The sequence below is a fragment of the Roseococcus microcysteis genome, from assembly GCF_014764365.1.
Classification (GTDB): Bacteria; Pseudomonadota; Alphaproteobacteria; order Acetobacterales; family Acetobacteraceae; genus Roseococcus; species Roseococcus microcysteis.
The window spans coordinates 3,215,160-3,235,267 of record NZ_CP061718.1 but is presented as its reverse complement, the minus strand read 5'-3'; the positions used below and the strand labels follow the sequence as shown (position 1 = coordinate 3,235,267).

Here is a 20,108-nt window from a genome sequence, read left to right as displayed (position 1 = left end):
CCTCAGAAGTTCACGCCTCCCTCCTTGCCCTTGCGGCGGAACTTGATGCGCCATTTCAGGCCGCGCGCCGGGTGCACCCCCTGGCGCCAGGCGGAGGGGCCCTCCCGCAGCAGGCCCTCGCCGAGGAGGTCGTCGAAGACCTCGCGCAGGGTGATGCTGTGCTCGTCGTAATGGAACACCTCGTGGGGGTGGTCGCCGCTGTCCATCGGGTAGATCTGCAGCAGCACCTGCCGGTCCGATTTCTGGTTGGCCATCCGCATGGGCGCCTCGATGGCCTGCAACGGGTTGCCCACCACCAGGCCGCGCCGGAAGAAGGGCGCCAGCGGGATGGTCAGCGTGCGCGCCGTGGTGACGCCGATGGTGCCGGGCACCGCCTTGGCGAAGGCCTTGGCGCTGCGGGCCACGACATGGGCCATGCTCTCGTTGCGGAAGCCCACGCCGATCCGGCGCCCGCGCTCCAGTTGCAGCACGATGCCCTTCGCCGCCTTCGAGCCGTTCAGCAATTCGTGGATGTCGCCCCGCAGGCCGGTCAGGGTGAAGCATTGCCCGGGGGAGAGGGTGAAGGTCCCGCCCCGGCGCAGCATGACGTCGAGGCCGGTCAGCTCGTCGTCGAGCTCGGCCCATTCTTCGTGGGTGAGGATGTAGTGGGTGATCCCGCAGACTGCGCCCATGGCTGGCCTCCGCTGCCGCCGCGCCTGGCCTGGCCGGGGGGCCTGGTTGCCGGTCGGATGCGAATGCCTACACCAGGTTGAGGCCGCCGCATGGGATTATCTTGGCGGCCAGGGCTCAGCCCGGCCGGCGGAAGCGCGTGCCGGTGCGGCGCATCCGCGCCAGAACATAGCCCGTCCAGACCAGCTGCACCGCCAGCGCGGGCAGGACGATGTAGGGCTTCAGCTCCGGCCCCAGGCGCAGGAAGAGGAAGGCCAGCCCGGCGTGGAACAGGGCGAAGCCCCAATGCGTGGCCACCACCTGCCATACCGAGAGGCCCGTCGCGGTCGCCACCTGGTAGAGGTGGCTGCGGTGCGGCTCCGCCACGGCCTCGCCCATCAGGGCGCGGCGGGCCAGGGTGAAGGCGGCGTCCCACAACAGGCCGAACAGCAGCAGCGGCACGATGAGGAAGCTGACCTGGCTGCTCTCCAGCCCGGCCGCGGCCACCGCCAGCACCGCCAGCATGAAGCCCGCGAACTGGCTGCCCACATCGCCCATGAAGATGCGCGCGGGGTGGAGGTTGTAGGGCAGGAAGCCCAGGAAGCCCGCCAGCAGGAACAGCGCGGCCGCATGGATGAACCATCCGCCCTGCAAGGCCGCGATGGCGGCCAGCGCGGCGCAGGCGATGACCACCACGCCGCCCACCAGCCCATCCATGCCGTCCATGAAGTTCACGGCATTGGTGCAGCCCACGATCCAGAACAGCGTGATGGCCAGGCCCAGCACGCCCAGCGGCAGCGGGCCGATCACCGGCAGGGAGAGGGTGTGCAGCACCAGCCCCGCCCCCAGCGCCACCAGCGCGGCCAGGGTCTGCGCGGCCAGCTTCACCAGGAAGCGGAAATCCCGCACGTCATCGGCCAGCGCCACGCCCGCGATGGCCACCGCGGCCAGGATGACGCCGACATAGCGCGCATCGGCCATGGGGTTGGCCGGCATGATGTGGAACAGCACCAGCATGCCCAGCACGAAGGCCAGCACCGGCCCCACCCCCCCGCCCTTGGGCGTGGGGCGGTCGTGCATCTTGCGCGCCTCGGGGTGGTCCAGGATGGGCCGCGCGATCATGGCCCGCACCGCGACCGCCGAGACGAGGACGAGGACGGGCGCCAGCAGCAGCGTGGGCAGGATGGAGGGGAAGTACATCGGGACGCGCCGCTATGCCCTGCCGGGGGGCGTCCCGCAACCTGGAGGTCAGAGAAAAGCCGGCACCAGGCTCAGCACCAGCAGCACGGCCATCACGCGGTTGAAGGCCCGCAGGCGGGCCGGCGTGGCCAGGAAGCGTCGCGCGCCCAGCCCCACCCCGGCCCAGATCAGCAGGCAGGGCAGGGAGACCAGGGCGAACACCGCCGCCATGCCCAGCGCCTGGGGCAGCAGCGGCGCCTCCGGCCGGGTGAAGGCCGGCACGGCGGCCAGTGCGATCATCCAGGCCTTGGGGTTCACCCATTGGAAGGCGGCCGCGCCCCAGAAGCCCAGGGGTGGCGCCGCCGGCCTTCCATCGGGCGGGGGCGCCTGGGCGATCTTCCAGGCCAGCCAGACGAGCCAGGTGGCGCCCACCACCTGCAAGGCCGGGTGCAGCCAGGGGAAGCGCTGGAAGGGCCAGCCCAGCCCGGCCGCGATGGCGACCAGCATGGCCGGGAAGCCCAGCGTGATGCCCAGCATGTGCGGCACCACCGCCCGCAGCCCGGACCGCGCCGCGGCCGCCGAGACCATCAGCGTGTTCGGCCCCGGCGTGGCCGAAGTCGCGATGGCGAAGGCGATGAGGGCCAGCAGGCTGTCCATGCCGCAGCATGACGCGGCGGCGGGATTTAGGTCAACAAGACTGACACATCACGTCGGCGCATGAAAAAGGGCGCGCATGAAAAAGGGGAGGCCGAAGCCTCCCCCCTTCCGAATTCACAGACCGCGATCAGTCGCGCGCGGCGGCGCCCAGCTCGGCCACCAGCTCGGCCTCGAGGGTGATCTCCTCCTCGCGCTCGATCTCCTCGCCGCGGGCCTGGCGCTCGGCCTCTTCCGGGCTGCGGGCGACGTTCACGATGATGGGCAGGTGCACCTCGGGGTGCAGCTCCACCTTCACCGTGGTCAGGCCCAGCGTCTTGATGGGCTGCTCCAGCAGCACCTGGCTGCGCGAGACGGTCAGGCCGCCGGCCGTGCAGCCATCGGCGATGTCGCGCGCGGAGACGGAGCCGTAGAGGCCGCCGCTCTCACCCGCCGAGCGGATGAGGACGACGGAGAGACCCTCCATGCGCTCCGCGATGCGCTCGGCTTCCTCGCGGCGCTTGATGTTCAGCGCCTCGAGCTGGGCGCGCTCCACCTCGAACTTGGCGATGTTCGCCTTGGTGGCACGGATCGCCTTGCCCTGGGGCAGGAGGAAGTTGCGCGCGTAGCCGGGCTTCACCTTCACCAGCTCGCCCATCTGGCCGAGCTTGTCCACGCGCTGCATCAGAATCAGGTCAATCATCGCACGCCTCACATCACGGGTTGGGCGGCGTCGGGCGCCGCCGGAATTGGTCGAAGAGGCCCACGCCGACCATCAGCGGGGCCATGAGCTGCAGGAAGAGCAGCATCAGCAGGTAAAAGCCGGTCAGGAAGGCGCGCCGGCCGGGACGGTTCCGCAGCCGCCGATGCACCCCCAGCACGCCCAGCAGGAAGAAGGGCAGCAGCAGGAGCAGCAGCGCCGACAGCGCCAGCACCCCGTCCGAGACGGTCCAGAGCACCAGGGCCACCAGGGGCAGCGGCGCGTACCAGCCGGGCAGGCGCAGATCGTCCACCGGCGGCAGGGAGGCGATGGCCAGCCCCCGCCGCTCGACGAAGCGCTGCGCCAGCAGCCCGTTGCCCAGCAGCAGCAGCGCGAGCCAGAGCCCCGCCGCGGCCGCCTTCACGCGCGCCACCTGGTCCATCATCGCCTCGGGCATGTCCACGCCCATGCGGGTCACGCCCATCTCGACCGCGGAGCGCATGGCGCCCTCGAGGTCGGTGACGAAGAGGGCCACCAGCAGCAGCACCGCCGTGGGCCAGAGCCCCAGCAGCGCCAGCGGCGTGGACAGCACCATGCGCCCCGTGCCGGGCGGCAGCGCCGTGATGGCGATGAGCGCGGCCGGCAGGCCGAACATCACGAGGTACATGCCCATGCCGAGCAGCGAACTGCCCAGCAGCACCACCATGGCCGCAAGCCCCGTCGCCGCCCCCGCCACGCGGCCGCCAAAGGCGGCCCCCGCGGCCAGGATGGGCAGCGGCGCCACCCACATCAGCAGCCCGCCGAACGGCATGCCGCGCATCGCGAACAGGGCGAACAGCGCCGAGAGCAGCCCGGCCGCACCCGCGGCCAGTGCCCATGGCTGGCTGAACATGCCACCCTGTCCCGAGGAGCCGCTCACGCCGCCGGCCTTTCCTGCGTCAGTCGTTGATGACGTAGGGCAGCAGGGCCAGGAAGCGGGCGCGCTTGATGGCCTGGGCCAGCTCACGCTGCTTCTTGCCACTGACCGCCGTGATGCGGCTGGGCACGATCTTCCCGCGCTCGCTCAGGAAGCGGGAAAGGAGGCGCACATCCTTGTAGTCGATCTTCGGCGCGTTGGCGCCGGAGAAGGGGCAGGACTTCTTGCGGCGATAGAAGGGCCGGCGGGCGCCCACGGCGGGGCGGCGGGCGGCGATGTTGGGTTCGGCGGACTCGCTCATGGCGTCCTCACATCTCGTCGTTCATGGAGGGGTCCATCTCGTCGCGCGGACGGGCCCGGAATTCCTCGCGATCGTCGCCACCGGCGCGGCCGCGGCCGGAGGTGAAGCGGCCGGCGGGCTTGGGCCCGCGGAAGCCGCGCTCACGGTCACGGTCGTCGGCGCGCTTGGCCAGCACGGCCGAGGGCTCCTCGGTGATGGCTTCCACGCGGATGGTCATCTCGCGCAGCACATCCTCGTTCAGGCCGAGCTGGCGCTCGATCTCCTGCATGGCCGGCGCCGGGCAGTCGAGGCCCAGCAGCATGTAATGGCCCTTGCGGTTCTTCTTGATGCGATAGGCGAGGCCGCGCAGGCCCCAGTATTCGCGCTTCTTCACCTCGCCGCCCTGCTCGGTGAGCACTTCGGCCATCTGGTCGGCGATCGCCTCGACCTGCTGCTGGGTGATGTCGTTGCGCGCGATGAACACGCATTCGTAGAGTGGCATGGGATCTCCCTCTGGATGCTCAGCCCTGAGCCCCGGGGATCGGGGCGCGCAAACGGGCATAGCCGCGGGCGTGCCAACGCCGGCGGCAGGGTGGGGCGCATGAACCACAGCCACCCCCGGCGATCAAGGGGGAATCGCGCGGGGGTGCCCCGCGCCGGCGCGGGGCCGGCGCCTGATCCGCGGAGGCGGCATCGCCGGAGCGGTGAATCAGTCGCCGAAACGGCGTTACCGCCGCGCCATCCCCAGCACCACCTGCCGCGCGATCACCTCGTCGGGCAGGCCGGTGGTCTTGGACTGGCGCTCGGCGCGCAGCAGGGCGGCGCCCAGCGCCTCCAGCCGCGCGGCGGGCCAGCGGCGCAGCGCGCGTTCCATCGCGGGCTTGTTCCGCCAGAACACCGGGGGGCGCAGCGCGCCCAGCGCCTCGTCGGGCGAAGCGCCCCCCTGCACGGCCAGCGCCGCCTGATGCAGCCGCTGCACATGGCGCAGCGCCGCGCGCAGCACCTGCACCGGGTTGGCGCCCTCGGCGAAGGCGTTGGCGATGGCGCGGTCGGCGGCGGCCACATTGCCCTCGGTCGCGGCCAGCAGCGCCTCGTCGAGGTCGAGCGCGCTGCCCTCGCCCAGCACCTCCATCGCGTCTTCCAGCGTGATGGGCTGGCCTGGGGTGGCGTGCAGGGCCAGCACCTCCAGGTTGCGGCGCAGCGCCAGGCGGTCCTCGCCACCCCGCTCGGCCAGCCAGTCCAGCGCGGCGGGTTCGGCCCGCGCCTCCAGCTCGTTCAGGATGCGGGCGATGGAGGCCGCGAGGTCCCGCCCCCGCTCGGCATAGCATTCGATGACCTGGCCGCGCGCATCGCCGGCCACGAGGGCGCGCAGCTTGGACCGGCCGGGCAGGCCCAACCCTTCCATCACCACCAGCCCAGGCCCCGGCCCGGCCAGCGCCAGCCGCGCGGCCTCCGCCCAGCCATCCTTGGCGTCGCGCACGCGGATGGCGGGGCGGCCACCCATCAGGGGCGTGGAGGCCGCGGTGTTGGCGAGGAAGGCCGCATCCTTCAGCGCCTCCCGCCCCGCCTCGGTGACACAGAGGGCATCGCCGCCCGAGGCGGCGGCGATGAGGTCGGCGGCACGCTCGCTGATCAGCCCCGCGTCATCGCCCACCAGCAGCACCACCCGGCAATCGGCCGGCGGGGCCGCCAGGAATGCCGGCAGCTTCCGCGCGTCGAGCTTGGCCGCCAAGCCTCAGGCCTGCAGGCGCCGGCGCAGCGCGGCGGCGACGCCCAGCACGATGCGGTCGCCCAGCTCCTCGACCATGCGGCGCTCGGTGTCGTCGCGCGACATGTCGGCGGCAAAGAACTGCAGCGTGGGGATGTTGTAGGAATCGATCGTCCGCGCGAGGCCGCGCCCCAGCACGGTGGGCGGCGTGCCGCCATCGGTCAGCGTCCAGGGCGCGCTGCCGATGACGCGCACGCGGCTGGTGTTGCCATCGCGCAGGAAGCCCAGCGCCTCGGTCGTCACGCCGAAGCTCGTCTGCAACTGGTAGCGCGCGGCGGTGCCGGGGCTGAGGGATTCGAAGCGTCGCTCCAGCATGCGCCGCAGCAGCTGCCCGCCGCGCTCCGGGATATTGGCCACGCGCACCGCAGCCATCTCCTGCACCAGGCGCGGCTCGCCACGGAAATCATCGCCGCCGCCGCGCGCGCCATCGGGGCCGTAGAGCGGCCGGAAGCCGCAGCCAGCCAGGAGGGTGGCGCCGCCGAGCGCCCAGAGGTTGCGCCTATGCCACAAGGTTCACCACCCGCCCCTTCACATGGATCCGCTTGCGGACGGGCTTGCCGTCCAGCGCGCGGATCACATTGGGTTCGGCCTCCGCCAGCGCGAAGACCTGTTCGTCCGTCGCGTCCACCGGCACCTCGATGGTGGCGCGCAGCTTGCCCAGCACCTGGACGGCCAGGGTCAGCGTGTCGGCGGCGAGCAGCGCGGGGTCGGGTTCCAGCCAGGGCAGCTTCGCCACCAGGCCCTCGCCGGGGCGCAGCGTGGACCAGAGTTCCTCCGCCAGATGCGGCATCATGGGTGAGGCGAGACGCACCAGGGCCTCCAGCGCCTCGGCCCGCGCGGCGCGGGGGCCGTGCCGGCGTCCGCGATGGCATTGGCGAGTTCATGGATGCGGGCCACCGCCACGTTGAAGGCGAAGCCCTCCAGCGCCTCGGTCACGGCGGCGATGGTGCGGTGCGTCGTCTGGCGCAGCTTCTTGCCCGCGCCCTCATCCGCGCCGCCGTCCAGGTTCTGCGCCAGGCGCCAGACGCGGTGGATGAAGCGGCTGGCCCCGGCCACGCCCGCCTCGGACCATTCCATGTCGCGCTCGGGCGGGTTGTCGCTCAGGATGAACCAGCGCGCGGTATCGGCGCCGAAGCGGTCAATGATGGCGCCGGGGTCCACCGTGTTGCGCTTGGACTTGGACATGCTCTCGATGCGGCCCACCGTCACCGGCTCATTCGTGCCCTTCACGATGGCGGTGCCGTCGGGGCGCTTCTCCACCTCCTCGGGGTAGAGCCAGCGGCCATCCGCGCCCTTGTAGCTCTCGTGCTGGACCATGCCCTGGGTGAAGAGGCCCGCGAAGGGTTCGTCCAGCGTGACATGGCCGGCGGCGCGCATGGCGCGGGTGAAGAAGCGGCTGTAGAGCAGGTGCAGGATCGCGTGCTCGATGCCGCCGATATACTGGTCCACCGGCAGCCAGGCGTTCACGGCCTCCGGCGTCACCGGCACCCCGGCGCGGGGCGAGCAGAAGCGGGCGAAATACCAGGACGAATCCACAAAGGTGTCGAAGGTGTCGGTCTCGCGGCGGGCCGGCTTGCCGCAGGACGGGCAGTTGACGTGCTTCCACGTCGGATGGTGGTCCAGCGGGTTGCCGGGCCTGGAGAAGTCCACATCCTCCGGCAGCACCACGGGCAATTGGTCGGCCGGCACGGGCACCACGCCGCAATCGTCGCAATGGATGACGGGGATGGGGCAGCCCCAGTAGCGCTGGCGCGAGACGCCCCAGTCGCGCAGGCGCCAGTTCACCACGCCCTGGCCCTGCTGGAGGCTTTCCAGCTCCTCGATCACGCGGCGCTTGGCCGCCGGCACGTCCAGCCCGTCGAGGAAGCGGCTGTTCACCAGCACGCCATCCTCGGTGAAGGGGGCCTTGGCCACGGAGAAATCCGCGCCCGCATCCTTCGGCTTCACCACGGGGATGATGGGCAGGCCGTATTTGGACGCGAAGTCATGGTCGCGCTGGTCATGGCCCGGGCAGCCGAAGAGGGCGCCGGTGCCATATTCCATCAGAACGAAATTGGCGATCCAGACGGGGTGCTTCTCCCCGGTGAAGGGATGGATCACGGTGAAGCCGGTGTCGAAGCCGCGCTTCTCGGCCTGTTCGATCACGGCCTCGCTCGTGCCCATGGCGCGGCATTCGGCGATGAAGGCGGCGGCGTCCGGGTTGCGGGCCGCGGCGGCGGCGGCCAGCGGGTGCTCGGCGGCCACGGCCAGGAAGGACATGCCGAAGAGGGTGTCGGGGCGGGTGGTGAAAACTTCAACATCGCTCACGCCATCCGCCGGTTCGGACAGCTTGAACTTCAGCCGCGCCCCCTCGCTGCGACCGATCCAGTTGGCCTGCATCAGCTTCACGCGCTCGGGCCAGCGGTCCAGCGTGTTCAGCGCCTCCAGCAGGTCCGGCGCGAACTTCGTGATGGAGAGGAACCACTGGCTCAGCAGCTTCTTCTCGACCACCGCGCCGCTGCGCCAACCGCGCCCGTCGATCACCTGCTCATTGGCCAGCACGGTGTTGTCCACCGGGTCCCAGTTGACCCAACTTTCCTTGCGCTCGACCAGGCCGGCGCGCAGGAAGTCCAGGAACAGCTTCTGCTGCTGGCCGTAGTATTCGGGGTCGCAGGTGGCGAATTCGCGTTCCCACTCCAGCGAAAGCCCCATGCGCTTCAGCTCGGCGCGCATGTTGGCGATGTTGGCGTAGGTCCATTTCGCCGGATGGGTGCCGCGTTCGCGCGCGGCATTCTCGGCGGGCAATCCAAAGGCGTCCCAGCCCATCGGGTGCATCACCAGGTGGCCGCGCGCCCGCTTGTAGCGCGCCACCACATCGCCCAGCGTGTAGTTCCGCACATGCCCCATGTGGATCTTGCCCGAGGGGTAGGGGAACATCTCCAGCACGTAATACTTACGGGCATCGGCGGGCGGCACGTCGGGCACGCGGAAGCAGCCCGCCGCATCCCATTCCCGCTGCCAGCGCGGTTCGGCGGCGCGGAAATCATAGCGGGCATCGAGGCTGGCGGGGGCGGGCGTATCGGGCATGGAGCTTCCATAAAGCAGAACGCGCGGCGCGGAAATGTGGCGCTTGCATCGGCCGTGGGTTTGCCCAACCTGTCATCCCGTGCGCGCCGTCCTCCCGCTCCTGTTCGGTCTGCTGCTGGCCCTGCCCGCGAGCGCGCCCGCCTGGGCCGACGAGGAAGCGGCGCACCAGCGCGTCTTCTCGGCCGGGAGCATCCTGCGCGGCGGGCTGCCCACGGCCAGCCTCGCCATCGGCTTTACCCAGCATTATCGTGGCGCCGTGCCGCACGCGGCCTTCGCCTTCGCGCAAGGCACGGATGGGCGGGCGGTCTGGGCCATGTCCTCCGGCCACGCCACGCCTTCCGAGGCCGAGGCCGAGGCGCTGGAATCCTGCGCCCGCCGCCTGCGCCAGATGCGCGCGGCCCCGGACCAATCCTGCCAATTGCTCGCCACCGACGGCGCGCTGCGCGATGGCGGCACCATCCGCGTGGAGCGCGGCGGCGTGGGCCCCTTCCAGCGCAGCCCCTTCCACCGCCACCGCGGCCCGGCCGAGGCCGCGGGCGTGCTGGTCTGGGGCCATGGCTATGGCGGCCCGGACGAGGATTTCCGCACCAAGCCCCTGCCCGGCTTCCTCACCGCGCTGAACGAGGCCGGCTTCGACATCCTGCGCTTCGACCGCCACCCGGGCGATGACGCGCTGTTCATCTCCCAGCCGCGCCTGGTGCGCGGCCTGCCCGCGCTGCGCGCCCAGGGCTACCGCCAGGTGGTGCTGGGAGGCGAATCGCGCGGGGCCTGGCAGGCGCTGATGGCCGCCGCCGAACGGCCGGAGCTGGTGGACGCCGTGATTGCCGCCGCCCCCGCCGCCCATGGCGAGGTGGAGGAGAACGAGACCCGCGCCGATGCCCTGGCCGATTTCCAGCGGCTGCTGGCAGGTATGGCCGCCTCGCCCGCGCGGCTGCTGGTCATCACCTTCGAGGGTGATGAGTTCGACCCGGACCCGGGCGCGCGGGCCCAGGCGGTGGCGGGGTTGGCGGCGCGGCGGGCGGCGCCCACCCTGGCGCTGTTCCCGAACGGCCCGACGCGCGGCCATTCCGGCGCGCGCGACTGGCGCTTCACCCGCGACTATGGTGCCTGCGTGCTGACGCTGCTGCGCGCGCCGGAACCGGCCGCGCCGCGCGGGCTGCGGCGGAGAAGCTGCGGGGGCGGCTAGCGCCTGAGGCTTCAGCGCCCCGCCGACATCACCCGAAGCTCACGCGCGCGGGTCAGCACGCGGTCTTCCATCTCGGTGTTGGTGCTGGAGGCGGTGGGCACGTCCACCCACTGCCCGCCCTGCTGCACCTGGCGGAACACCTGCACCCGCACCCCGTCGGAGCGGAGCTGGCGGCCCAGCACATAGGCGGTGGCCTTGAAGCGCTCGCCGCTCGCCTGCGGGGGCGAATACCAGTCGGTGATGATGACGCCGCCGAAGGGGTCGGCGCTGACCAGCGGCATGAAGGACAGCGTGTCCAGCGTGGCGCGCCAGAGGAAGGCGTTCACGCCCAGGCCGGGGCCCGCGCCGGCATCGGCGCCGCCGCGGCGGGTGCGGTCCGTGCCGAAGATCAGGATGCCCTCGGAGGCGGAGCCGGAAAGGCGCAGCGCCTCATCGCGGCGGTTGGAGACGTTGTACTCGTCATCGCCGGGCGTGCGGACCTGGCCGGCGCCGCAGCCTGCCAGGAGGGCGAGCGCGGCGAAGGCGGCGAGGAGGCGCCCGCCGGCCGGGCTCGGGGCGCTCGGAATCTGGGGCTGCGACGTCATGGCGCGGGTCCTCGTGGTGATCATCACGCGGCCTTGTAGGGCAGGGCCGCGGCCGCCGTCCATGGGGCGTCGCGCGAAAGCGCGCAAAAGGAAGTCCTGCGAAAGCCCGCAAACAGAAAGGGCGGCGGGTTTCCCCGCCGCCCCCTTTGCTGGACCAACCGGCCCGTTCTTGTCCCGAAGGATCAGAACGAGAGGGTGGTGCCGACCGTCAGAGCCTGCATGGTCCGGTTGCCGCCGGCGGCCACGCTGCCGACGCTGCTGCCGGGCCAGCCGCGGAAGCGCTGGTACTCGTAGCTGATGTAGCCCAGCAGGCCCGGGGCGATCGTGTAGCTGGCGCCCACGCCGACATGGGTGTGGCGCATGTCACGCACGGTGGCCGCGGCGGTCGGACGGCGGCCGTCCTGGAAGCCCTGGCCGAAGTTCGCCGTGATGGTCACCGGGTTGAAGGTGTAGGACGCGCCCAGCAGGTAGTGCCAGCTCATGTCCGCACCACGCGCGGTCGGCGCGGTGCCGACCGAGGCGCCACGGTAGTTACCGAACACGTACTCACCACCGAAGGTGAAGCCCTGGAAGCTGGCCGTCAGACCCGCGCCGTAGGAGGTGATCGTGTTGCGGGCACCGGCGTTGACCAGGCTCGCGGCGGCGCGCTGGTTCGCACCGGACTCGGCATGCGTCATCGCGAAGCCGGCGGCGACGCCCACGCCCGAGAAGTTGCCACGGTAGCGGATCGCGGCCGTGATCTCGTTCTGGCGGCCCTGACGGTCGCGGTCGATCAGACCCGTCGTCGTGCCGTTGTTGTTGCGGGGGCCTTCGTTGCCGTTGACCGCGTAGGACACGCCGAAGTCAAAGCCGGCGAACTGCGGCGACATGTAGGTGATCTTCGTGATGTCGGAGCCGTCGGTGAGGCCCGAGTTCACGTAGTTGAAGCCACCCGGACGCGCCACGTACCACGACGGACGGTAGAAGGCGGGGTAGCGGGGCGGACGCACCTGCATCACGAACGCGGCGGCGTCGGTGTCACCGAAGCGAACCGTGCCGAGCGTGGGCGAGCTGACGAACAGCCAGGTCTCGTCGGTGTCGACGGCGGTCTGACCCGAGCCCGGGATGTTGTCGTTCTGGAACTCGATGCGCGCACCATAGGTGATGCCGCCGGCCGTCTTGCCGCTGACCAGCACGTGGACTTCCATGTCGGAGCGGAAGTCGGAGGTGCGCGGACGGCGAGCCGTCGGGCTGAAGGTCTGCGTGCCACGGTCCGCGGTGTCGCTCAGGAACGTGTACGAGAAGTCCATGTAGCCGCCGATACGCACGGTCGGGGCTTCCTGAGCCGACGCACCCGTGCTCAGCAGCGCGGCACCGACCACAGCGGTCGTGCCAAGCAGAAGCTTGCGCATATTATCCCTCCTTGGTGCCAGGTTGCCCCGGCGGTTCACTGGTTCGTCCGCCGCCCGCCGCCCCCCCACGGAGATCATGCGCTTGGATCCGGCCTCACCTGCCGCCGGACTATGGTTCAGCCGGTTACCCCTGGGCAACCTGTTGAATGCACCCAGCGCGACTTCCGCGAGACACTGTGGCGCGAACAACACACACGCCCCTCAGCCCAGCCCGTCTATGGCCGCGAAACCGGCCGCGGGCACCCGTCGCGCGTTGCGGTGCGTCATGCCGCCCAGCGCCAGCACCGGCCGCCCGGCTCGCGCGGCCAGGCCAGCGAAGCGCCACGGCCCGAGGGACGGCGCGCCCGGATGGCTGCGCGTGGGAAAGACGGGCGACAGCAGAACGAAATCCGCGCCCAGCCGCCGCCCCCGCGCCAGCCCCGCCCGCCCATGCGCCGCCACCGACAGCGCGGCCCAGGGCGCGCCGGCCCGGCGCGCGGCCAGGAAGGGCAGCAGGTGCCGGGCGGGGCGGCGGTCGGGCAGGTGCAGCCCGGCGCGGTGTCGCAGCGCCACCCTGCCCTCGCCCGAGACCAGCAGCAGCAACCCCCGCGCCCGGCACAGCCGCGCCAGTGCCGGCAGCACCCCTGGCGCCACATCCCGCGCCAGCACGCCCGAACCCGGCGGCAGGCGGGCGGCCGCCGCCCGCGGGTCCGGCAGGCGGGCGGGGTCGGACAGAAGCAGCCTGGCGGGCGGCTGCCCCCGGCGCGGCGCGTGCCTTATAAAGGTCATGCCATGAGCATCGCAGAGAGAATCGCCCAGGTCAGGGCCCGAATCGCCGAAGCCAGCATCGCCGCGGGGCGCGGCCCCGATGCCGTGTCGCTGGTGGCCGTCTCCAAGACCCATCCGGGGGAAGCGGTGGTGGAGGCGCTGGCGGCGGGGCAGCTCGTCTTCGGGGAGAATCGGGTGCAGGAGGCGGCGGAGAAATTCCCCCCCCTGCGCGCCAGCCATCCCGGCCTGCGCCTGCACATCATCGGCGCGCTGCAGACCAACAAGGCGCGGGACGCGGTGCGAATCGCCGATGTGATCGAAAGCCTGGACCGGCCGAAGCTGGCCATGGCCCTGGCCGACGCCATGGCGAGGGAAGGCCGCCGCCCCGACCTGCTGGTGCAGGTGAATGTGGGCGAGGAGGCGCAGAAGGCCGGCATCTCCCGTGCTGAGGCCCCCGACTTCCTGCGCGCCTGCCGCGAGGATTGGAATTTGCCGGTGCGTGGCCTGATGTGCATCCCCCCCGCCGAGGGCGACCCGCGCCCGCATTTTGCCTGGCTGGCCGGGCTGGCGGCGCGGGAGGGCCTGCCCATCCTCTCCATGGGCATGAGCGGGGATTTCGAGGCCGCCATCGCCGAAGGCGCCACCCATGTCCGCGTGGGCAGCGCGATCTTCGGCGCGCGGGGCTGACGCGGTGGTTTTGAGCGACTGATTCACCGCTCCGGCATGCGCCTCCGCGGATCAGGCCTGTCTAAGCGCCTGATTCACCGCTCCGGCATGCCTCCGCGGATCAGGCGCTAGCTGGACTCCCCAAACCGCGCATAGGCCGCGGCGGCGCGCGCGGCGGCCGAGCCGGGCGCGGGCATGTGCGGGTCCGGCCGCCCCGCCCATGTGGCGCTGAGCCGTTCCATCGGGCGGGTGGCTTCGAAGGCCGCCCCCACCGCCGCCGTGATCATGCCGATGGGCCCGAAGGCCGCGCCGCCCAGCACGCGCATGACGGGATGGATCTCGGCCCCCGTCACCGCCCGGTAGATCATGCCCACCCCGGGCAGATGGTGCAGCGGGTTCAGCCCCTGGAGAAATTGCCGGAAGGTCATCTCGCCGGGGATGGGGGCGTATTCGTCCGGGCCCAGCGGCGGGCCGCCATCGGCGGGCGCGGTGGGGGCGGGCGCGGTGGCGGCGGGCGTTTCGGCGGGGGGCGCCGCCGCCGCCGGCGTGGCGGCGGGTGCGACCGCGGCCGGGGACGCGGGCGGGGCGGGTGACGCGGCGGCCGGCACCGGTGGGGAAGCGGCCTGCGGCGGGGCTTGCGGCGCCGGGACTTGCGGTGCCGCCTGCACCAGGGCCTGCGCCGCCGCCGGGGGCGGCGCGGGCGGCCGTGCCGGCGGGGTCCAGGAGGGGGTGGTGCGGATGATCTGCGCCGGGCTGTTGCGGAAGATCTGCGGCTCCAGCCGGGCGCGGAACATCCCGCCCGGCTCGGCGGGGCGCGGGATCTGCACGCCATGGCTGGTCATGGGCGCGCGGGCGGGGATGGGCTGCGTCATGCGGGGGCCTTTCGGTCTGCCCACCGCCCCACGCAACCGGCGTGCCAGCCCGCCGCGCTCCGGGGGCGGCCATTCCCGCCGGGCATGAAGGGAGTGCTTGCATCCGCGCGCAAACAGGACAACATCCGTCCGGAAAGCAGCGCGCCGGCCGCGAGGCCCATGCCGCTTCACCAGAAAGAGAGCGCCAGGGACATCATGTTCATCGAGACCGAAAGCACCCCCAACCCCGCCACGCTGAAGTTCCTGCCCGGGCGCGACGTCATGGGCAGCGCCGGCACGGCCGATTTCGTGGCGGGCGAGGATGCCTCGCGCTCGCCGCTCGCCGCGCGCCTCTTCGCGCTGGACGGCGTGGCCCGTGTGTTCCTGGGTGCGGACTTCATCACCATCACCAAGACCGATGCCACGGAATGGCAGGCGCTGCGCCCGCAAATCCTGGGCGCGGTGATGGAGCACATGCTGGCTGGCCTGCCCGTGCTGGACGGCCTGGGCGAGGACGCGGACGAGGATTTCGACCCCGCCGATTCCGAGGCCGTGGCGCAGATCAAGGAATTGCTGGACCAGCGCGTGCGCCCCGCCGTGGCCGGGGATGGCGGCGACATCGTCTTCCGCGGCTTCCGCGACGGGGTGGTGAAGCTGAAGATGCAGGGCGCGTGCTCGGGCTGCCCCTCCTCGCGCGCCACGCTCAAGCATGGCGTCGAGAACATGCTGCGCCATTACATCCCCGAGGTGCTGGCCGTGGAACAGGTCGAGGCCTGAGGTGAATTTCGGCCGGGTGCTGCAGGCGCTGCTGCGGGGCGCGTCCCCGCCACGCCGCCGCGCCGCGCGCCCCGGCCCCTTCGGACTGACCCAGACCCAGACGCGGCAGATCGGCCGCGCGCTGGGCACGCTGGCCGCCGCGGCGGCCGCGGCCATGGCGGGCAAGGGTGGCGCGGCCCCTGCCCCGGCGCCGCGCGCGCCCTCCGCCGCCAAGCCCGCCGCGCCCCGCCCGGCCGCGCCCGCGCGGCGCCTGCCCGAGACGGCCGCGCCCGCCCCGCCCCCCGCACCCGAAATGCGCGTCGAAAGCGCCGAGGCCCGGCTGATGCTCCGCGCCATGATCGCCGCCGCCAAGGCCGATGGCGTGGTGGACCGCGACGAACGCGCGGCCATCCTGGAACAGCTCAACGCCGGCGGCTTCACCGACCAGGAGCGCGACGCCCTGCTGGCGGATTTCGACCGGCCGGCCACGCCGCAGGAACTCGGCCGCGCCGTGCGCGACCCCATGCTGGCCGCCCAGGTCTACGCCGCCGCCGTCTTCGCCGCCGCCGACATGACGGAACCCGAGCGCGCCTGGCTTGACCAGTTGGGCACGGCCCTCAAACTGGACGCGACGGCCCGCCAGGCGATCGAGGCGCGGCTGCGAAGCATGTGACGCCGCCCGCGCGCGGCGCGGGAGAAACTGCCATGTTCAGCCTGAACGCCGACCAGGAGAAGCTGCGCGCCGCCGCGCGAGAGATGGCGCAGGAAGCCGCCGCCCAGGCGGCCGAGACCGACCGCAGCACCCACTACCCCTGGCCCATGGTCCGCCGCATGACCGAGGGCGGCTTCATGGGCCTGACCATCCCGCGCGAATGGGGCGGGCGCGGTGGCTCCTATCTCGACGCCGTGCTGGTGGTGGAGGAATTCGCCAAGGCCTGCGCCGTCTGCGGCCGCATCGCGGTCGAGGCCAATATGGGCGCGATCGGCGCCATCATGGCCTATGGCACCGAGGCGCAGAAGAAGATCGCGGCCGAACTCGTGCTGGCCGGCGACAAGCCCGCCATCTGCATCACCGAGCCCGAGGCCGGTTCCGCCGCCTCCGAGATGACCACCACCGCGGTGAAGCGCGGCGACCGCTGGATCATCAACGGGGTGAAGCACTGGATCACCGGTGGTGGTGTGTCCAAGCTGCATTTGATCTTCGCGCGCGCCATCGAGGATGGCGTGGAGCAGGGGATCGGCGGCTTCCTCGTGGTCCGCAATGGCGAGAACGACCCGGCGAACCTGGTGGTCGCGCGGCGCATCCCCTCCATGGGCCTTTGCGGCATGCCGGAGGCGGAGCTGCATTTCCGCGACCTGGAAGTGCCCGATTCGATGGTGCTGCGCGCGCCGGGTGGATTCAAGCGCGGCTTCGGCAAGCTGATGGACGCCTATAACGGCCAGCGCGTGGGTGCCGCGACGGCCGCACTCGGTATCGCGGCCGGCGCCTATGACCATGCGCTGGCCTTCGCGCAGCGGCGCCAGCAATTCGGCCGGCCCATCGCGGAGTTCCAGGGCCTGGGCTGGATGCTGGCGGACATGTCCATCAAGCTGGAAGCGAGCCGCGCCCTGATCTGGCAGGCGGCGGCCAGCGCCGGCCCCAACGGCTTCCCCGACCGGCTGATGGCCGCCCGGGCCAAGGTGCTGGCCGCCGACAGCGCGGTGGAAGTGACCAACATGGCGCTGCAGGTCTGGGGCGCCGCCGGCTATTCCCGCGACAACCCGATGGAGCGCGCGGTGCGCGATGCGCGCATGTTCCCCATCGCGGGCGGCACGGCGCAGATCCTGCGCAACCAGGTGGCCGAGCAGATCCTGGGCCGCAAGCTGCCGCAGACGCGCGACGGGATGCTGAAGCTGGCCATGTCCGAGGGGGCGAAGCTGGCGGCCGAATAAGGCCGCCGCCTTACCATCTTACGATCTTACCATCTTACTGGCGCGGGAACCCGCCCGGCGTCAGTGGATGGTGAAGACCCCATTCGCGTAGCGCAGATGCGCGGGCTCGATCAAGGCCGCGCTGGCCACGCGGACGGAGTGCAGCGGGCCCTCGATCTCACGCCGCCAGAAATCGAGGAAACGGGTCAGTTCCGGGAATTCCGGCGCGCGGTCGGTCTTCTGCCAGATGAAGGTCTGCAGGACATGCGGGTGGTCGGGCATGTGGTAGAGGATCTCGGCGGTGGTGACCCGCCAGTCGGGGATCTTCACCATGGGAACCAACGCGTCGAGCATGCACAGGCCTCCATCTGGGTTCGGACGGATCCGCGAGGCCGGCGCTTTCACTCCCGGCCGGCCCTCTCATCGGGGCCGTCCATGACCGGAGCGTGACATGGCGCGCGCGGCGATTTCCAGAAAAATCTCGCGCACACAAGGCATTAGCACTATCACACCGAGAGTGCTGCCATCTCCCTTGACGCGGGCCATGGGGCCTTCTAGATCGTTGGCACTCCTCGCCGGAGACTGCTAACGCAGGGCCAAGGCCCCGGATGCAGCCTTCGAAGTGAGGAGGTTCCACATGCCTGAGACCATCAGGAGAGAGAACCGCCATGAAGTTCCGCCCCTTGCACGACCGCGTCCTCGTCCGCCGCATCACGGCCCAGGAGAAGACCGCGGGTGGCATCATCATCCCCGACACCGCCCAGGAGAAGCCGCAGGAAGGCGAAGTCCTGGCCGTGGGCGCCGGCACCATCAACGAGAAGGGCGAGGTCCGTCCGCTCGACGTGAAGGCCGGTGACCGCATCCTGTTCGGCAAGTGGTCGGGCACCGAGGTCAAGATCGACGGCGAGGAGCTGCTGATCATGAAGGAATCCGACGTGATGGGCATCGTCGAGAACGCGACGCCCGCGGCGAAGGCGGCCTGAGCCTCCCTTCCGCTACCCCAACCCAATTCCAATGAGGTAATCACATGGCTGCGAAAGACGTGAAGTTCGGCGCTTCGGCGCGCGACAAGATGCTCCGTGGCGTCGACATCCTGGCCGATGCGGTCAAGGTCACGCTGGGCCCGAAGGGCCGCAACGTGGTCCTCGACAAGTCCTTCGGCGCGCCCCGCATCACCAAGGACGGTGTGACGGTCGCCAAGGAAATCGAGCTGGCCGACAAGTTCGAGAACATGGGCGCCCAGATGGTGCGCGAAGTGGCCTCGAAGACCAACGACCTCGCGGGCGACGGCACCACCACCGCCACCGTGCTGGCGCAGGCGCTGATCCGTGAGGGTGCCAAGGCGGTCGCCGCCGGCATGAACCCGATGGACCTGAAGCGCGGCATGGACAAGGCCGTCCTGCAGGTCGTGGCCGAGCTGGAAGCCAAGACCAAGAAGATCACGACCTCGGCCGAAGTGGCGCAGGTCGGCACGCTCTCCGCCAATGGCGAGACCGAGATCGGCGAGATGATCGCCCAGGCGATGGAGAAGGTCGGCAACGAGGGTGTCATCACCGTCGAGGAAGCCAAGTCCATCCAGACCGAGCTCGACGTCGTCGAGGGCATGCAGTTCGACCGCGGCTATGTCTCCCCGTACTTCATCACGAATGCGGAGAAGATGATCGCCGAGCTGGACAACCCCTACATCCTCATCTTCGAGAAGAAGCTGTCGCAGCTGCAGCCGATGCTGCCCCTGCTCGAAGCCGTGGTGCAGAGCGGCCGTCCGCTCGTCATCATCGCCGAGGACGTGGAGGGCGAGGCCCTGGCGACCCTCGTGGTCAACAAGCTGCGTGGCGGCCTGAAGATCGCGGCCGTGAAGGCGCCTGGCTTCGGTGATCGCCGCAAGGCGATGCTGGAGGACATCGCGATCCTGACCGGCGGCCAGATGATCAGCGAGGACCTCGGCATCAAGCTCGAGACCGTCACGCTGAACATGCTGGGCAAGGCCAAGACCGTCCGCATCGAGAAGGAGAACACCACGATCGTGGATGGTGCCGGCTCGAAGGACGAGATCACGGGCCGCTGCGAGCAGATCAAGGCGCAGATCGAGGAGACCACCTCGGACTACGACCGCGAGAAGCTGCAGGAGCGCCTGGCGAAGCTGGCCGGCGGCGTGGCCGTCATCCGCGTCGGTGGCAGCACCGAGGTCGAGGTGAAGGAGCGCAAGGACCGCGTGGACGACGCGCTGCATGCGACGCGCGCCGCCGTGCAGGAAGGCATCGTGCCGGGTGGTGGCACCGCGCTGCTGCGCGCCAGCACCAACCTGCACTCGCTGAAGGGCCTGAACAACGACGAGCAGGTCGGCATCGAGATCGTCCGCAAGGCGATCCAGGTGCCCGCGAAGCAGATCGCGACCAATGCCGGCAAGGACGGCGCGGTCGTGGCCGGCGAGACGCTGCGCAACGACACCTGGGAGTTCGGCTACGACGCCCAGAAGGACGAGTACAAGAACCTGGTGGAAGCCGGCATCATCGACCCGACCAAGGTCGTGCGCACGGCGCTGCAGGATGCGGCCTCGGTCGCCTCGCTGCTGATCACCACGGAAGCCATGGTGGCCGAGCGTCCGGAGAAGAAGGCGGCCCCCGCGGGCGGCCCCGGCGGCGGCATGGGCGACATGGACTTCTGAGGTCCGAAACGGGCGGGGGCTTCGGCCCCCCTCGGCAAGAGGGGCGGTCCCGCAGGGGGCCGCCCTTTTTTCGTTCCGAAGGTGTCAGATTTTTAAGGCCGCCTCACCCTCTATATGCGGCCATGTGCAAGGAAGATTTCACGATCCGGCGGTTAGCTGGC

General features: G+C 71.1%; 21 protein-coding genes and 1 pseudogene. 7 read left to right on the top strand and 15 right to left on the bottom strand.

Features of this window, described 5'->3' with window-relative positions; all coding sequences use genetic code 11:
- Positions 1–2 precede the first annotated feature (2 nt).
- The 10 genes and pseudogenes from ICW72_RS15595 to leuS form a co-directional block, all read right to left on the bottom strand.
- Positions 3–671: a hypothetical protein gene (locus ICW72_RS15595; protein WP_191083553.1), complete on the bottom strand. Its 669-nt coding sequence runs from the start codon at positions 669–671 to the stop codon at positions 3–5.
- A gap of 115 nt (positions 672–786) precedes the next feature.
- Positions 787–1,848, bottom strand: coding sequence for a glycosyltransferase family 4 protein (locus ICW72_RS15590; protein ID WP_191083552.1), 1,062 nt, complete (start codon positions 1,846–1,848; stop codon positions 787–789).
- Positions 1,849–1,896: 48 nt separating this feature from the next.
- Positions 1,897–2,484 (bottom strand): LysE family translocator, encoded by a 588-nt coding sequence (locus tag ICW72_RS15585; protein WP_191083551.1) that lies wholly within the window; start codon positions 2,482–2,484, stop codon positions 1,897–1,899.
- A gap of 127 nt (positions 2,485–2,611) precedes the next feature.
- Positions 2,612–3,163: a 50S ribosomal protein L9 gene (gene rplI / locus ICW72_RS15580; protein WP_191083550.1), complete on the bottom strand. Its 552-nt coding sequence runs from the start codon at positions 3,161–3,163 to the stop codon at positions 2,612–2,614.
- A 13-nt stretch (positions 3,164–3,176) separates the two neighbouring features.
- The gene (locus ICW72_RS15575; protein WP_191083549.1) at positions 3,177–4,052 is read right to left on the bottom strand and encodes a DUF2232 domain-containing protein; all 876 of its coding nucleotides are present in this window, start codon (positions 4,050–4,052) and stop codon (positions 3,177–3,179) included.
- 46 nt (positions 4,053–4,098) lie between these two features.
- Positions 4,099–4,377, bottom strand: a complete 279-nt coding sequence (gene rpsR / locus ICW72_RS15570) for a 30S ribosomal protein S18 (protein WP_184382518.1) — start codon at positions 4,375–4,377, stop codon at positions 4,099–4,101.
- 7 nt (positions 4,378–4,384) lie between these two features.
- Positions 4,385–4,858: a 30S ribosomal protein S6 gene (gene rpsF, locus ICW72_RS15565; RefSeq protein WP_191083548.1), complete on the bottom strand. Its 474-nt coding sequence runs from the start codon at positions 4,856–4,858 to the stop codon at positions 4,385–4,387.
- A gap of 225 nt (positions 4,859–5,083) precedes the next feature.
- Complete coding sequence (gene holA / locus ICW72_RS15560; RefSeq protein WP_191083547.1) at positions 5,084–6,088, bottom strand: DNA polymerase III subunit delta; 1,005 nt, start codon at positions 6,086–6,088, stop codon at positions 5,084–5,086.
- Between the two features lie 3 nt (positions 6,089–6,091).
- A complete protein-coding gene (gene lptE, locus ICW72_RS15555; protein ID WP_191083546.1) occupies positions 6,092–6,634 on the bottom strand; it encodes an LPS assembly lipoprotein LptE in 543 nt (180 codons plus the stop codon).
- Positions 6,624–9,190 (bottom strand): annotated as a pseudogene (leuS, locus tag ICW72_RS15550) (leucine--tRNA ligase). The gene lptE and the pseudogene leuS overlap by 11 nt, the downstream one beginning before the upstream one ends.
- Positions 9,191–9,269: 79 nt before the next feature.
- Here leuS and ICW72_RS15545 point away from each other — a divergent pair.
- Entirely contained in the window at positions 9,270–10,376 is a 1,107-nt protein-coding gene (locus ICW72_RS15545) for an alpha/beta fold hydrolase (protein WP_191083545.1), read from the top strand.
- Between the two features lie 11 nt (positions 10,377–10,387).
- Here ICW72_RS15545 and ICW72_RS15540 read toward each other — a convergent pair whose 3' ends face one another.
- From ICW72_RS15540 to ICW72_RS15530, 3 genes are all read right to left on the bottom strand, one after another.
- Positions 10,388–10,960 (bottom strand): DUF3576 domain-containing protein, encoded by a 573-nt coding sequence (locus ICW72_RS15540; RefSeq protein ID WP_191083544.1) that lies wholly within the window; start codon positions 10,958–10,960, stop codon positions 10,388–10,390.
- A 182-nt stretch (positions 10,961–11,142) separates the two neighbouring features.
- Positions 11,143–12,351, bottom strand: coding sequence for a porin (locus ICW72_RS15535; RefSeq protein ID WP_191083543.1), 1,209 nt, complete (start codon positions 12,349–12,351; stop codon positions 11,143–11,145).
- A 201-nt stretch (positions 12,352–12,552) separates the two neighbouring features.
- Complete coding sequence (locus ICW72_RS15530) at positions 12,553–13,119, bottom strand: thiamine phosphate synthase (protein WP_191083542.1); 567 nt, start codon at positions 13,117–13,119, stop codon at positions 12,553–12,555.
- 3 nt (positions 13,120–13,122) lie between these two features.
- Here ICW72_RS15530 and ICW72_RS15525 point away from each other — a divergent pair, with 3 nt between their 5' ends.
- Complete coding sequence (locus ICW72_RS15525) at positions 13,123–13,785, top strand: YggS family pyridoxal phosphate-dependent enzyme (RefSeq protein ID WP_191083541.1); 663 nt, start codon at positions 13,123–13,125, stop codon at positions 13,783–13,785.
- A 107-nt stretch (positions 13,786–13,892) separates the two neighbouring features.
- On the opposite strand, the gene ICW72_RS15520 is transcribed toward ICW72_RS15525, so the two are convergent.
- The gene (locus tag ICW72_RS15520) at positions 13,893–14,636 is read right to left on the bottom strand and encodes a hypothetical protein (RefSeq protein ID WP_191083540.1); all 744 of its coding nucleotides are present in this window, start codon (positions 14,634–14,636) and stop codon (positions 13,893–13,895) included.
- Between the two features lie 195 nt (positions 14,637–14,831).
- On the opposite strand from ICW72_RS15520, the gene ICW72_RS15515 reads away from it, so the two are divergent.
- From ICW72_RS15515 to acdA, 3 genes are read left to right on the top strand one after another with little or no spacing between them, the layout of a single operon-like run.
- Positions 14,832–15,392: a NifU family protein gene (locus tag ICW72_RS15515; RefSeq protein ID WP_191083539.1), complete on the top strand. Its 561-nt coding sequence runs from the start codon at positions 14,832–14,834 to the stop codon at positions 15,390–15,392.
- A 1-nt stretch (position 15,393) separates the two neighbouring features.
- Positions 15,394–16,044: a DUF533 domain-containing protein gene (locus tag ICW72_RS15510; RefSeq protein ID WP_191083538.1), complete on the top strand. Its 651-nt coding sequence runs from the start codon at positions 15,394–15,396 to the stop codon at positions 16,042–16,044.
- A gap of 32 nt (positions 16,045–16,076) precedes the next feature.
- Positions 16,077–17,303, top strand: coding sequence for a 3-sulfinopropanoyl-CoA desulfinase (gene acdA, locus ICW72_RS15505; RefSeq protein WP_191083537.1), 1,227 nt, complete (start codon positions 16,077–16,079; stop codon positions 17,301–17,303).
- Between the two features lie 60 nt (positions 17,304–17,363).
- On the opposite strand, the gene ICW72_RS15500 is transcribed toward acdA, so the two are convergent.
- Positions 17,364–17,636 carry an usg protein gene (locus tag ICW72_RS15500; protein ID WP_191083536.1) on the bottom strand — a complete coding sequence of 91 codons (273 nt, stop codon included), beginning with the start codon at positions 17,634–17,636 and terminating at the stop codon, positions 17,364–17,366.
- A gap of 314 nt (positions 17,637–17,950) precedes the next feature.
- Here ICW72_RS15500 and groES point away from each other — a divergent pair, with 314 nt between their 5' ends.
- A complete protein-coding gene (groES, locus tag ICW72_RS15495) occupies positions 17,951–18,265 on the top strand; it encodes a co-chaperone GroES (protein ID WP_184382490.1) in 315 nt (104 codons plus the stop codon).
- 44 nt (positions 18,266–18,309) lie between these two features.
- Positions 18,310–19,947: a chaperonin GroEL gene (groL, locus tag ICW72_RS15490; protein WP_191083535.1), complete on the top strand. Its 1,638-nt coding sequence runs from the start codon at positions 18,310–18,312 to the stop codon at positions 19,945–19,947.
- Positions 19,948–20,108 lie beyond the last annotated feature (161 nt).